This is a genomic window from uncultured Cetobacterium sp., assembly GCF_947039425.1.
GTDB lineage: Bacteria > Fusobacteriota > Fusobacteriia > Fusobacteriales > Fusobacteriaceae > Cetobacterium_A.
The window spans coordinates 1-14,011 of the sequence record NZ_CAMQYW010000002.1; the positions used below are offsets into that span (position 1 = coordinate 1).

Consider the following 14,011-nt stretch of genomic DNA (forward strand, 5'->3'; position numbering starts at 1 on the left):
GCGAGTTTGTGGTACTCGTTGTCGCGGGTTCGAGCCCCGTTGATCACCCCAATTATTTTTATAAAATGTGCGTCATTAGCTCAGATGGTAGAGCACACGACTTTTAATCGTGTTGTCACTGGTTCGAGCCCAGTATGACGCACCATTATTTTGCGAGGGTGGCGGAATTGGCAGACGCACCAGACTTAGGATCTGGCGTTTCGACGTGAGGGTTCAAGTCCCTCTTCTCGCACCACATTGAATGTTAAGTCTTGATGAATATCAAGGCTTTTTTTTATTATATAAAATAAAAAAGGGGAATTAAATGAAAAGAAATATAAAATTAACCTATAGTTATGATGGAAGTGATTTTTATGGATTTCAAAGACAAATAAACTGTAGAACAGTTCAAGGTGAAATTGAAAAAATTTTAAAAATTATTTTTAAAGAAAATATAAATTTAGTATCAGCAGGAAGAACAGATAGAGGTGTTCATGGAAAGATTCAGGTTTCTAATTTTCAAATTGAAAGTACCATTCCTGCAGAAAAAGTAAAAATAATTTTAAATAATCAATTGCCGAGAGACATATATATATTAAAAACAGAGGATACAGATTTGGATTTTCATGCAAGATTTTCAGCAACGTATAGATCTTATGAATATTTTATAAGTGAAGAATTTACTCCTTTTAAATCTAGATATGTAACTTTTGTAGATTACAAATTAGATGTAGAAAAATTAAATATAATAGGGAAAAAATTAGAAGGGATACATGATTTTGCTAATTTTAGATTATCTGATTGTGCTAGTAGAACAACAATAAGAGAAATTTATAAAATTGAATTTACTAAAGAAAATGATGGATTAATAAAATTATATGTAAAAGCTAATGCTTTTTTAAAGTCTCAAATAAGAATAATTGTAGGTTCAATTTTGGCTGAATATACAAATAAAGTTAAAGAAAATTACATAGAGGATATGTTAAATAATCCTAGTATAAATTATAAAAAAATAGTTGCAGAACCTTATGGTTTGCATTTAAGTGAAATAGGTTATTGAAAAGGGGGGCATAAAATATGGAATTTATTGAAGTGAAACCAAGTGATATTGATTTGATAGATAAAATATATAATAATGAAATAGAAAGCTTTGGCATTATGGGTGGAGCAGATATGTGGATGATAATGAGTTTTATAAGATATGGAAAATTATATCTTCTTATGAACGGAGATGAACTTCTAACAGTTGCTCAATATCAAAAAATTATGGGAGAGGAAAGTGTTTTTCTTTACGGATTTTCAACAACACCTAAAAATAGAAATAAGGGATATGGAAAAGAATTATTACAGAAAGTTCATATAGAATTAAAAAAATTAGGAATAAAAAAAATATGTTTAACAGTTGATCCCAACAATGAAATAGCTATAAAAATGTATAAACATTTAGGATATTTAATTAAGGAATTTCAAGAAAATGAATATGGAAAAGGGATACATAGATTTTTAATGGCAAAAGTATTAAGTTAAATTCTTGACAAAAATACTAAAAAGGTGTATATTTAAAATAAAAATATAATGATTACAAAGATGTAATTATTAAAAAAGGAGACTATCATGTATATAGAAAATATAGGTAATCACTTAAAAATGCATGAAATAAAACCCTCATATCAAAGAATGAAAATTTTTGAATATTTATTAGATAATAAAACTCATCCAACAGTAGATGAGATATATAAGGCGTTGTCACCAGAGATACCTACATTATCAAAAACAACCGTTTATAATACTTTGAATCTTTTTATGGAAAAAAAGATAGCAAGAGTAATAATAATAGAAGAAAATGAAACAAGATATGATGTAGATATGGGTGAACATGCACATTTTAAATGTGAAAGTTGTAAGAAAGTTTTTGATATACCTTTTCAAATAGAAAATTTAGATATAGAAGGTTTGAAAGATTTTAAGATAAATGAATATCATATTTATTTTAAAGGAATTTGTCCAACATGCTTGAATAAATGATATAAATTAACAGAAAATTTAGGAGGCTCTCATGAAAAAATTTGATATTTTAAAAGTTAAAGATTATCCAGTAATACTAGAAGCGTTAATAGTTGATGATGAAAATGTAGTATTAGAAGGAGTAGAGCATTTACAAGAAAAGAGAGAAGATGCTACAGTTGAAAAACATGTTCCTTTTATAGAAGAAAAAGAGGATGGATATTTAGTAAAAGTAGGGAAAGAAGTAGCACATCCAATGCTAGAAAATCATTATATTCAGATGATAGAAATATGCATTGATGATTTTTTATATAGAAAATATTTAAAACCTGGAGAAGCTCCTGAAGCTTATTTTAGAGTGCCAAAAGGTGGAAGTATTTGTGCTAGGGAATATTGTAATATTCATGGATTGTGGAGTAACTAAAATAATATAAAGGAGGTTTTTAATGTCAGCTAAACCAATGAGATGTGTAATATGTGATTATGTTTATGACGAGAAATTAGGAGATCCAGATAATGGGGTAGCTCCAGGAACGCCTTGGGAACAAGTACCAGAAGATTGGGTTTGCCCTTTATGTTTTGTAGGAAAAGATCAATTTGAAGAAATAGATGTTTAAAAAGATAAATGAACCTCTTAGTTATTTGGCTAAGAGGTTTTTTTATGATATAATATAACACAGAAATTTCAAGGAAAGGGAAATATAATGAAGTTGGCTATATTAGGAAGCGGTAGTAGAGGAAACTCAATATTCGTTGAGACAGATTCTGAAAAAATTCTAATTGATGTGGGATTTAGTGGGAAAAAAGTAGAGGAACAATTACTAAAAATTGGAGAAAAAATCAATGAAATAAAAGCTATTCTTATAACGCATGAACATGGAGACCATATTTTAGGTGCTGGAATAATTTCTAGGAAATATAAAATACCTATTTATATAACAAAAGAAAGTTATGAAGTAGGAATATTAAAATTAGGTAAAATAAATAAAGAATATATTCATTTTATAGAGAAAGATTTTTGGATAGGAGATACAGGTATATATCCCTTTGATGTAATGCATGATGCTGAAAGAACAATAGGATTTAGAATAGAAGAAAGTACTGGTTCTAAAGCTTGTATAGCTACAGATATAGGTTATGTTGATAATGTAGTAAGAGAAGCTTTTAAAGAGGTGGATGTCATGGTTATTGAAAGTAATTATGATTATACTAAATTAATGGAGTGTTCATATCCTTGGGAATTAAAATCTAGAGTAAAAAGTAGAACAGGGCATTTATCAAATATAGATGCAGCTAGATTTATTGTAGAAAATTATCATTCTCAATTAAAAAAAGTTTATTTAGTACATATGAGTAAAGATAGCAATAATCCGAAAATAGCTTTAGATACAGTAAGAGAAGAACTTGAAAAAAATAAAGTTGAGATTCCTATAGAAATAGCATATCAAGATATATGCACTGATTTATTGGAATTTTAGGAGGAAAAATGGATAAAATAAGTAGTTTATTAGAGGAGTTAAAATTTCAAGTTGGAACAACTGATGAATTTAGAGAAAGTAAAGAAAAAATAATCTTAGGAACTGGAAATTTTAAAGGAAAAGTACTTTTCATTGGAGATGATTCTTCTTTATATGAAGATGAGGATTTTAAAGTTTTAGTTGGATCAAGTGGAGAATTTTTAATAAAACTTTGTGATATAGTTGGGTTATTACCAGAAGAGTATTACATTACAACTCTTTCTAAATCAAAAAAAAAGTTTAGAGAGTTAGAGGAAAGAGACAAAAGAGAATTAAAAGAGTGTTTACATATGCAAATTGCACTAATGAATCCTAAAGTAGTAGTTGCTCTAGGACAAGATATTTCTGAAGTTCTTCAAGAAAAAGATATAAAATTCTTAAAAGAAAGAGGAGAGATAATAGATTGGAAAGGGGATATTAAATTAATTTTAACTTATGATGCAAATTTTGCCAAGAAATCTAGGGATGATGGGGGAAAAAGATCAAAAGTTGCTGTTGATTTTTGGGGGGACTTAAAGAATATAAAAAATTTAGTCCAGGAGAGTTAAAATGAAAATTTTAGTTGTGAGATTTAAACAGATTGGAGATGCTCTATTATCATCAGTTATTTGTAAAAGTTTAAAAGAAACTTATCCAGAAGCAGAAATTGATTTTGTTTTATATGAACATGTAGCATCTTTATTTAAAAATCAAAACTATATAAATAATGTAATAACTATAACAAAAGCAGAGCAGAAAAATCCATTTAAATATTTAAAAAAAGTTTGGAAAGTGACTAGGAAAAATTATGATATAGTAATAGATATAATGTCAACTCCCAAAAGTGAATTATTTACATTACTTTCTAAAAAATCTAAATATAGAATAGGACGATATAAAAAAAACAGAGGATATACATATACACATAGTATTCAAGAACCTTCACGTGAATATGATAAAGCTGAAAAATTTTTAAAAATGTTGGATCCATTAATTAATGATGGTATTAATGTTAAATTAATAGAAAATTATTCTTTGGCATTTGAAAAGAGTGAAATTGATATTATTAGAAAAAAAATGCTAGAAGCAGGAACTGATTTTAATAAAATATTAATTCCTTTAGCTATTAATTCAAGAAGAGTGAATAAAGTTTATCCGATTGATTTGATGGAAGAGTTAGCTGTTAATTTATTAAAAAGTTATGATTGCCAAATAATACTATATTATTCTCCAGAAGAGAAAGAATTTGCTAAAGAATTTCATAAAAAATTAAAAAATGATAAAAGGGTTATATCAGAAATAAAAACAGATTCTATAAGAGAACTAGGTGCTTTATTGTCTCTTTGTGATATATTCGTAGGAAATGAAGGAGGCCCTAGACATTTAGCTCAAGGAGTAGATATCGTTAGTTTTTCTATTTTTAGTCCAGGATCAAATAAAAGAGATTGGTTATCTAAAAACACACCAAGACACGAAGGAATAGAACCTAAAGATATAAAATGTAAAAATTATGATGAATTATCATATGAAGATAAATATAGATTAATCACCCCAAGTATGATTTTAGAAAAAATAGCAGAAAAAATGAAATTAATAAGTAAATATAAGGGAAAATAAAAGTAAAAAATCCATATGTTGAAAATTTTTTTTTATTGTGCTAAAATTTAATAAAATGAGAATTAAAAGGAGGAAGTTCGTGTCAGGACATAGTAAATGGTCAAATATTAAGCATAGAAAAGGTGCACAAGATGCTAAGAGAGCAAAAGTCTTTACAAGATTAGGAAAAGAGTTAACAATTGCAGCCAAGGAAGCAGGAGGAGACCCTAACTTCAATCCAAGATTAAGATTAGCAATAGATAAAGCTAAAGCAGCAAATATGCCTAAAGATAACTTAGAAAGAGCTATAAAAAAAGGTACTGGAGAACTTGAAGGTGTAGATTATATGGAGATCAGATATGAAGGTTATGGTCCAGAGGGAACAGCATTCATAGTTGAGGTTATTACAGATAATAAAAATAGATCAGCTTCAGAAGTAAGAGCAGCTTTTTCAAGAAACAATGGAAATTTAGGAACTGATGGAGCAGTTGCTTGGATGTTCCAAAGAAAAGGTGAAATAATTGTTCTAGCAGAAGGAATTGATGCAGAGGAGTTTATGATGGCTGCACTTGAAGTAGGGGCAGATGATGTTATAGAAGAAGATGGAGAGTTTACTGTATTAACAGAGCAATCTCAATGTAATTTAGTAGCAGAAGAATTAAAAAAATTAGGATATAAAGTGGAAGAATCAGAAGTATCAATGATTCCAGATAATAAAGTGTCAATAACAGATTTAGAAACAGCTAAAAAAGTAATGGATTTATATGATGTTTTGGATGATTTAGATGATGTTAATGATGTATATTCAAATTTTGATATATCAGAAGAGTTATTAGAGCAAATTTAATAAGAAATACTCATATATTTTGGAGATATGGTCCAATAGTTTCTACGTCTTTTCCGTAAATAAAGACGCTATGGGTAGAACATGATTTTTAACGTACAATGATATAGTGTGTTATTAAAGCATAGATTCTATCCATGAATCTGTGCTTTTTTTATTATAAATTTTTAGGGGGAATAAATGAAAAGAAATGAATCACCGTATGATTTAGATGGAATACCAAAATTAAAAGTGGCAGTACCACTAGGATTACAGCACATTATGGCTATGTTCATGGGGAATATAACACCAATAATAATAGTAGCAAATATATTTGGATTTTCTCAAGATATTAAAATTAATTTAATTCAAAGTACAATTTTAGTAGCGGGGTTGAATACTTTAGTTCAAGTTTATAGAGTTGGAGTAATGGGAGCCAGACTTCCAGTTGTTGTAGGTACTAATTTTTCATTTGCTCCAGTGGCAATATCAATAGCTGGAAAATTTGGATATGAAGGAGTTTTAGGAGCTTCTCTAATTGGGGGAATATTCGAAGTATTTTTGGGATTTCATATGAAAACTATTAGAAGATTTTTTCCACCAATAGTTACAGGAACAGTTGTATTAGCTATTGGATTGTATTTATTACCTGTTGGAATAAATAGTTTTGCAGGTGGATTTGGAGCTAAGGATTTTGCTTCTACAGAAAACTTATTGTTGGGATTATTGGTTTTAGCAATAGTAGTTTTTTTTAAAGAATTTACAAAAGGAGTATTTAGCTCAGGAGCGATATTTATAGGAACAATAATAGGAACAATAGTAGCTTTTTTTATGGGAAAAATAGATGTTCAGCCGTTATTAGTAGCAGAGTATTTAAGTATTCCAAAGCCAATGAGTTTTGGGATGACATTTCATATAGAAGCAATAATACCAATGATTTTAATGTTTATAATTTCAGCTATCGAAACAATGGGAGATATGTCTGGAATTACTGTTGGAGGAGCTGGAAGACAATTAAAAGATGATGAATTAAAAGGTGGAATTATAAGTGATGGGGTAGGAAGTGTGCTTGCAGCAGTATTTTCTCTATTACCAACAACATCATTTAGCCAAAATACAGGGATAATTGCAATGACGGGTATAATGAGTAGATTTGTAGTAGGAATAGGGGCAATATTCTTAATAATTAGTGCATTTATTCCAAAAGTAGCAGCAGCTTTTATCTTAGTCCCTCAAAGTGTTATAGGCGGAAGTTTAGTGATGATATTCTCAATGATATCAATAAGTGGAATTAATTTAATAAATCAGGAGCCTTTAGAGGGGAGAAATGCTGTTATTTTAGCTGTATCTTTAGGTTTAGGATATGGAATAGGATTAGTTCCACAAGTAATTACAGCTTTTCCAGAAGAAATAAGATATATTTTTACCGATTCAGGATTTGTTATAGCAGGAACAATTGCTGTAATATTAAATCTTATTTTACCTGAAAAACAAAAAGAGAAAATTAAAGTAAAAGAAAGTTTAGCGTAAAAGTCCAGTTGGACTTTTTTTTTATAATAGGATAAAATGAATAAAAATAAAGTTGCTTAAAAGGAGCGCTGTTATGTATGAAAAAATTTATGAAGAGGCATATTTTAAAAATGAATTATTAGGGCCTAAAAATATTTTTTCTAAAATGGAAAAAAATGGTATAAATAATATATTTGATTTGCTATATTATTTTCCAAAAGGTTATGATAATAGAGGAAATATAAAAAAAATAGGAGAATTAAAAGATGATGAATATGTGGTTTTAAAAGGAATTTTAACAAATGTTTCGTCTTCTCCAACGAGAACAGGAAGGCAAATAGTAAAAGGAACAATAAGTGATGGAACAGGAATAATGGATATAATTTGGTTTCAAAGGCCATATTTAAAGAAAACATTAAAATTAGGAGAAGAATATATTTTTATAGGCACAGTAAAAAAAAATTATATTTTTCAAATAATAAATCCAGAGTTTAGATTAAGTAATGGAAAAAATGTAAAAATGGAAATATTACCAATTTATAGTGTAGTGAAAGAAGTTTCACAGAATCTAATAAAAAAAAATATAAAAGAGATTTTAAATAAAAATTTAGATTTAATTGAAGAAAATATACCTTTAAGTATTTTACAGAAATATAATTTACTAGGAAGGAAAATTGCTTTGAAAAATATACACTATCCATTAAATCCTCAAATATTAGAAAATTGTAAAAAAAGATTTGCGATAGAGGAATTATTAATATTAGAAATGGGGATTTTACAAAAAAAATATGAAGTAGATTTAAAAAATAACAATGCTTATATTTTAGAAGGGAAAAAAAAAATAGTAAGTGAATATATAAAAAAATTAAAATTTTCATTAACAAAAGCACAAAAAAAAGTTATTACTGAAATATATAACTCTTTAAATAATGGAAAGCAAATAAACTATTTAATTCAAGGAGATGTTGGAAGTGGAAAAACAATTGTAGCTATTTTACTTTTAATATATATGGTAGATAATGGATATCAAGGAACTTTAATGGCCCCAACAGAGATATTAGCTACTCAACATTACTTATCAATTTATAAAGAATTAGAAAGTTTAGGAATAAAAGTTGAACTTTTAACAGGTGCTATAAAGGGAAAAAAACGTGATATATTATTAAAAGAATTAGAAGAGGGAAAAATTGATATAATAATAGGTACTCATGCAATAATAGAGGATAATATAAAATTTAAAAAATTAGGATTAATTGTAATTGATGAACAACATAGATTTGGAGTAATTCAAAGAAAAAAACTAAGAGATAAGGGGATGTTATCTAATTTAATTGTAATGAGTGCAACTCCTATTCCTAGGTCATTGGCATTGACAATTTATGGAGATTTAGATGTATTAATAATAGATGAGCTTCCACCTGGACGAAAACCAATAAAAACTAAATGGATTTCAAATAATATTGATAAAGAAAAAATGTATGAGTTTATAAGAAAAAAACTGAAAGAAGGTAGACAAGTTTATTTTGTTGCCTCTTTAATTGAAGAAAGTGAAAAGTTGTTAGCTAAATCTTTAGAGGAAGTATATTTAGAAGTTGAAAAAGAGTTAGGAGAGTTTAAAATAGGAACTATTCATGGTAGAATGAAAAGTAAAGAAAAAGAAGAAGTTATGAATGAATTTTCTTGTGGAGAATTGCAAATATTAATTTCAACATTAGTAATTGAAGTTGGAGTAAATGTTCCTAATGCTTCAATAATGACAATATTTAATGGAGAAAGATTTGGATTATCAACTCTTCATCAATTACGAGGAAGAGTTGGAAGAGGAGAATATAAGTCTTATTGTTTTTTACTTTCTGATACTAAAAATGAAGTATCAATTTCTAGATTAGAAATTTTAGAAAATACAGAGGATGGATTTAAAATAGCTGAAGAGGATTTAAAATTAAGAAAATCAGGAGAGGTATTTGGAATTAAGCAAAGTGGGCTAAGTGACCTTAAATTTGTAGATATTGTTAAGGATATAAAGTTAATAAAATTTGTAAAAGATATTTGTATAGAGTACTTAAAAGAAAATAATGGAGAGATAAAAAATAAAGTTTTAGAAATTGATATTAATGAAAAATTTAACAAAAGTTTGACCAGTTAAAAGATGTTGTGATATTATATAATATAAAAAAACAAATGAAAATCGGAGGAAATATGAGATTAAGTAAATACTACGTAAAGACTCTAAAGGAAACTCCTAAAGAGGCAGAAGTAATAAGTCATAAATTATTACTAAGATCAGGAATGATAAAAAGATTGGCAAGTGGAGTATATACTTACTTACCTTTAGGACTTAAAGCTTTAAAAAAAGTTGAAGCTATAGTTAGAGAAGAGATGGATAGAGCTGGAGCTCAAGAAATATTTATGCCAGTACTTCAACCAGCAGAACTTTGGAAAGAAAGTGGAAGATGGGATACTATGGGTGCAGAAATGATGAGAATTCAAGATAGACATTCGAGAGAATTTGCACTTGGACCAACTCATGAAGAAGTTGTTACAGATATAATAAGAAACGATATATCTTCATATAAAGCTTTACCTTTAAATTTATATCAAATCCAAACTAAATTCAGAGATGAAAGAAGACCAAGATTTGGACTTATGAGAGGAAGAGAGTTCCTTATGACAGATGGATATTCATTCCATGCAAATAGAGAGTCACTAGATGCTGAATTTGAAAATATGAGAGAAGCTTATACTAAAGTATTTGAAAGATGTGGACTAAAGTTTAGAGTTGTAGAGGCAGATTCAGGAGCTATTGGAGGAAGTGGATCTCAAGAGTTTCATGTGTTAGCAGAATCTGGTGAAGATGAGATAATATACTGTAAATCATGTGATTATGCAGCAAATGTTGAAACAGCGACAAGTGAAATTTTCAGTTTAGAAAAAGCAGAAGCAAAGGAATTAAATTTAGTTGATACTCCAAATGTTGCAAAAATTAAAGATGTTGTTGAATACTTAAATGTTCCTGTAGAGCAAACAGTAAAAGCAATGATGTATAAAGATATGGTAACAGATAATATGTATATGGTTTTAATTAGAGGAGATTTTGAAGTAAACGAAATTAAATTAAAAAATATAATAAATACAATAGATGTGGCTTTATTAACAGATTCTGAACTTGAAGAATTAAATTTAATTAAAGGATTTATTGGACCAGTTGGAGCAGATACAGAAAAATTAACAATAATTGCAGACGAAAGTATTGTTGGAATAGTTAATCATACAGCTGGTGGAAATAAGTTAGATACGCACTTTATGAATGTTAATTATGGAAGAGATTATGAAGCTAAAATTGTTGCAGATGTAAGAACGGTTTTAGTTGGAGAAAAATGTTCGAGATGTGGAGGAGAACTTTCAAGTGCTAGAGGAATTGAAAGTGGTCATATTTTCAAATTAGGAGATAAATATTCTAGATCTTTAGGAGCTACATTCTTAGATGTTAATGGTAAAAGTCAAGTTATGGAAATGGGATGTTATGGAATTGGAGTTTCAAGAACTATGGCAGCTTTAATAGAGCAAAATAATGATGAGTTTGGAATAATATGGCCATCATCAATAGCTCCATTTATAGTTGAAGTAATACCAGCTAACATGAAAGCACAAGGACAGGTAGAACTTGCAGAAGAGGTTTATAATCAATTTAAAGATGAAAAAATAGATGTAATGTTAGATGATAGAGATGAAAGAATAGGGTTTAAATTTAAAGATGGAGATTTAATTGGATATCCATTTAAAGTAGTTTGTGGTAAAAAAGCTGAAGAGGGAATAGTTGAGTTAAAAATTAGAAGAACTGGAGAAACATTAGAAGTATCTAAAAACGATGTTGTTTCAACAGTTAAAGAATTAATGAAAAAGTACTAAAATTATAAAATCCTCCTTTTTAATTAAGGGAGGATTTTTAAATATCATTTTATAAAAAAATATGTTACTATTTGGAATATGCAAATATTTATAGAAATTCGGGGGGATAATATGAATACGACAGCAGCAACAATTTTGAAGTTATTATTTCAATCACCTATGACAGATGAGGATATTGGTGAATATATAAAAATAGAAAAAGCAGGCATTTATAAAAATATTTGTTTAATAAATGATCTTTTAGAAAAATATAATTTTAAAAAGATAGAAAAAATACAAAAAGAGTATAAAATGTTATTAACAAGGAATGAAAGAGAAAAATTTTATGATAAAATTGAATTTCTTTCTTTAGATGAAAAAATTGATTATTTATACATAAAATTTTTACATATAGGAATATTGAATTTAGAAGAGGAAAAAAAGATCTTAGATGTATCTCGAAGTACGATAACTCGAACATTTAAAGAAGTAAAAGAGATATTTGATGGAAATGGATCTAAAATTGAGTATTTACACGGAAAAGGTATGAAATTAGTAAAGATATCAGAGTTAGAAAAGAGAGAATTTTGTGTGAAAATAATGAAATTTTTAATGATGGAAGGATTTTATTCAAATCCTTTAAAAAATTTAATAGAAGAGATTACAAGTATTGAAATAGAAGAAAGGTTTAGAAAAATCAATGAAATTTTTAAAAAAAATGAAATTTTATTTAATTTTCCATCTTTCTTTTTTTGTTATGCTTTAGAAATAGGAGCTCATAAATTTGGAAAGTTTAAATTGTTTGAAACTAATTTAGATTTTATTCCTTGTGAGCTAATTGAAAATGAGAATAAATTTTGTTTAGAATATAAAAGTATGTTGAATAATTTAATATATAGATTAAAAATTAAAGAGGATTGGACAGAAAAAGAGACAATATTAAAAGTCGAAAAATTATATAAAAAAATAAAAGAAAAAATAGATATAGATTATATTGATCCTAAAACAAAAGAGATGTTAATATATAATATTTATTTAGGGTTATTTAAAAAAGAAAAAAATATTTTAAAGATTAAAAAAGTTAATATGAAAGAAACAGATCAATTTTTAACAAATGAGATAAATATATTAATAAAAGATTTAGACATTGAATTATATCGATCAGATATGTTAATACTTACACAAATTATAAAAAAAATAATAATAGAAAATAAACTTAAAAAAATTAATGTTTTGATTTTAATAAATGAATTAACAATTAATCATTATTTTAAGCTTCTTCATGATTTGAAAAAAAGATATCCTACAGCAAACTTAAAAATTGATGCTTTTTATTTTTATAAATTAAATGGAATACAAAACTTTACAGATTATCATTTAGTTATTGGAGAAGATGAACTAGAGATACAAAATTATAAAAAAACTAATATAAATTTATTTTCGTTAAATGAGATTCAAGATGTTATAGATAATTATGCAATAGAAAAAACTTTTTATAATTTTAAAAGGAAAAATAAGTGATGTTTTCTATATAAATAGAGATAACTATTTTATAATAGGAGGTGTCTTTTATATATGTTAAAAGGATTAAGTGAAAGTGCAATAGATTTAAATTTTGCAATTGAAAGTTTAAAAGAAGAAATTATAGCGGTTAATGACTATAATCAAAGAGCAGAAATAGTAAGTGATCCAGAATTGAAAGAGATTTTAATGCATCATAGAAATGAAGAGATGGAACATACAGCAATGTTAATTGAGTGGATTAGAAGAAATAATGGAACTTTTGGAAAAGAGATTCAAGAATATCTTTTTATAAAAGAAGGAATTGTTTCTAAAGAAGAGGAAAATATTCATGAAGAAAAAATAAGTTCAATATCTTTAAATATAGGATCATTAAAATAAGGATAAAGGAGGATGGATTATGGATTTTTTAAAGAGAGAATTAGCTCCTATAAGTAATAAAGCTTGGATGGAAATAGAAAAACGAGCTAAAGATGTTTTGAGTACTCAATTGACTGCTAGGAGATTTGTAAAAGTTACAAATGTTTCTTGTGAAAATAGTGGTGGAATAACTACTGGAAGAATAAAGATAGAAAAAAATGAAGATAAAGAGTTTGGAATATATAAAATTCAACCATTTGTTGAAAATAGAGTAAATTTTACTTTAGATAGATGGGAATTAGATAATGTGGATAGAGGTGCTAAAGATATAAATTTTGATACATTAGACATGGCTTTAAAAGAAGCTGCAAAATTTGAAGAAAAATCAATTTACTATGGACTTGAAAAAGCTTGTATTGTAGGAATTTTAAATAAAGAGTTATTAGAGTTTGGAAAAACAGAGGCAGAAACATTAAAAAGTGTTATGTATGGAATTTCTAAAATTAAAAATCAAAGTTTTTCATCAGGACCATATGCGTTAGTAGTTGGATTAGAAAAATATATTTATTTAAACACAATTAATCCAAATGATTCACTTTTAAAAAAAATAGAAAGAGTGCTTGGAACACCAGTAATTATATCTCATAATATAACAGAAGGAGTTTTATTACCATATAATAAGGATGATATAGAGCTAGTACTAGCAAAAGATTTCTCTATTGGTTATACAGAGCATTCAAGCAAAGAGGTTAAACTTTTTATAACAGAAACTTTTACATTTAGAAGTTTAGATCCAATTTCAATAGTTTGTTATAAATAAAAAAGGAAAGGGACA

At 27.1% G+C, this 14,011-nt stretch carries 15 protein-coding genes, 2 tRNA genes and 1 riboswitch; all 17 genes read left to right on the plus strand.

Annotated elements, in window-relative coordinates; genetic code table 11:
• Positions 1-69 precede the first annotated feature (69 nt).
• The 17 genes from Q0V09_RS00275 (at position 70) to Q0V09_RS00355 (ending at position 13,996) form a co-directional block, all read left to right on the plus strand.
• Positions 70-145 (plus strand) — tRNA-Lys (locus Q0V09_RS00275).
• 7 nt (positions 146-152) lie between these two features.
• A tRNA-Leu gene (locus Q0V09_RS00280) sits at positions 153-235 on the plus strand.
• A 69-nt stretch (positions 236-304) separates the two neighbouring features.
• Positions 305-1,039: a tRNA pseudouridine(38-40) synthase TruA gene (gene truA, locus Q0V09_RS00285; protein ID WP_297406865.1), complete on the plus strand. Its 735-nt coding sequence runs from the start codon at positions 305-307 to the stop codon at positions 1,037-1,039.
• A 17-nt stretch (positions 1,040-1,056) separates the two neighbouring features.
• Positions 1,057-1,506: an N-acetyltransferase gene (locus Q0V09_RS00290; protein WP_297406863.1), complete on the plus strand. Its 450-nt coding sequence runs from the start codon at positions 1,057-1,059 to the stop codon at positions 1,504-1,506.
• An 87-nt stretch (positions 1,507-1,593) separates the two neighbouring features.
• On the plus strand, positions 1,594-2,004 hold the full coding sequence (locus Q0V09_RS00295) for a Fur family transcriptional regulator (protein ID WP_297406861.1): 411 nt from the start codon (positions 1,594-1,596) through the stop codon (positions 2,002-2,004).
• Positions 2,005-2,035: 31 nt separating this feature from the next.
• On the plus strand, positions 2,036-2,407 hold the full coding sequence (locus Q0V09_RS00300) for a desulfoferrodoxin family protein (RefSeq protein ID WP_297406859.1): 372 nt from the start codon (positions 2,036-2,038) through the stop codon (positions 2,405-2,407).
• 22 nt (positions 2,408-2,429) lie between these two features.
• Positions 2,430-2,600 (plus strand): rubredoxin, encoded by a 171-nt coding sequence (locus Q0V09_RS00305; RefSeq protein WP_367172260.1) that lies wholly within the window; start codon positions 2,430-2,432, stop codon positions 2,598-2,600.
• 87 nt (positions 2,601-2,687) lie between these two features.
• A complete protein-coding gene (locus tag Q0V09_RS00310; RefSeq protein ID WP_297406856.1) occupies positions 2,688-3,461 on the plus strand; it encodes an MBL fold metallo-hydrolase in 774 nt (257 codons plus the stop codon).
• Between the two features lie 8 nt (positions 3,462-3,469).
• Positions 3,470-4,048, plus strand: a complete 579-nt coding sequence (locus Q0V09_RS00315; RefSeq protein ID WP_297406854.1) for a uracil-DNA glycosylase family protein — start codon at positions 3,470-3,472, stop codon at positions 4,046-4,048.
• Position 4,049: 1 nt separating this feature from the next.
• Positions 4,050-5,096, plus strand: coding sequence for a glycosyltransferase family 9 protein (locus Q0V09_RS00320; protein ID WP_297406852.1), 1,047 nt, complete (start codon positions 4,050-4,052; stop codon positions 5,094-5,096).
• Positions 5,097-5,175: 79 nt separating this feature from the next.
• Positions 5,176-5,922 (plus strand): YebC/PmpR family DNA-binding transcriptional regulator, encoded by a 747-nt coding sequence (locus tag Q0V09_RS00325; RefSeq protein ID WP_297486683.1) that lies wholly within the window; start codon positions 5,176-5,178, stop codon positions 5,920-5,922.
• A riboswitch (purine riboswitch) is annotated at positions 5,913-6,013 on the plus strand. Its footprint overlaps the gene before it by 10 nt.
• A gap of 86 nt (positions 6,014-6,099) precedes the next feature.
• Positions 6,100-7,428: a solute carrier family 23 protein gene (locus Q0V09_RS00330; protein ID WP_297486687.1), complete on the plus strand. Its 1,329-nt coding sequence runs from the start codon at positions 6,100-6,102 to the stop codon at positions 7,426-7,428.
• Positions 7,429-7,501: 73 nt separating this feature from the next.
• Positions 7,502-9,553 carry an ATP-dependent DNA helicase RecG gene (gene recG / locus Q0V09_RS00335; protein WP_297486691.1) on the plus strand — a complete coding sequence of 684 codons (2,052 nt, stop codon included), beginning with the start codon at positions 7,502-7,504 and terminating at the stop codon, positions 9,551-9,553.
• 53 nt (positions 9,554-9,606) lie between these two features.
• On the plus strand, positions 9,607-11,316 hold the full coding sequence (locus Q0V09_RS00340) for a proline--tRNA ligase (RefSeq protein WP_297405804.1): 1,710 nt from the start codon (positions 9,607-9,609) through the stop codon (positions 11,314-11,316).
• Between the two features lie 111 nt (positions 11,317-11,427).
• Positions 11,428-12,816, plus strand: a complete 1,389-nt coding sequence (locus tag Q0V09_RS00345) for a hypothetical protein (RefSeq protein WP_297405806.1) — start codon at positions 11,428-11,430, stop codon at positions 12,814-12,816.
• Between the two features lie 54 nt (positions 12,817-12,870).
• On the plus strand, positions 12,871-13,197 hold the full coding sequence (locus Q0V09_RS00350; protein WP_297405808.1) for a hypothetical protein: 327 nt from the start codon (positions 12,871-12,873) through the stop codon (positions 13,195-13,197).
• Between the two features lie 19 nt (positions 13,198-13,216).
• On the plus strand, positions 13,217-13,996 hold the full coding sequence (locus tag Q0V09_RS00355; protein ID WP_297486694.1) for a family 1 encapsulin nanocompartment shell protein: 780 nt from the start codon (positions 13,217-13,219) through the stop codon (positions 13,994-13,996).
• Positions 13,997-14,011: the final 15 nt, after the last annotated feature.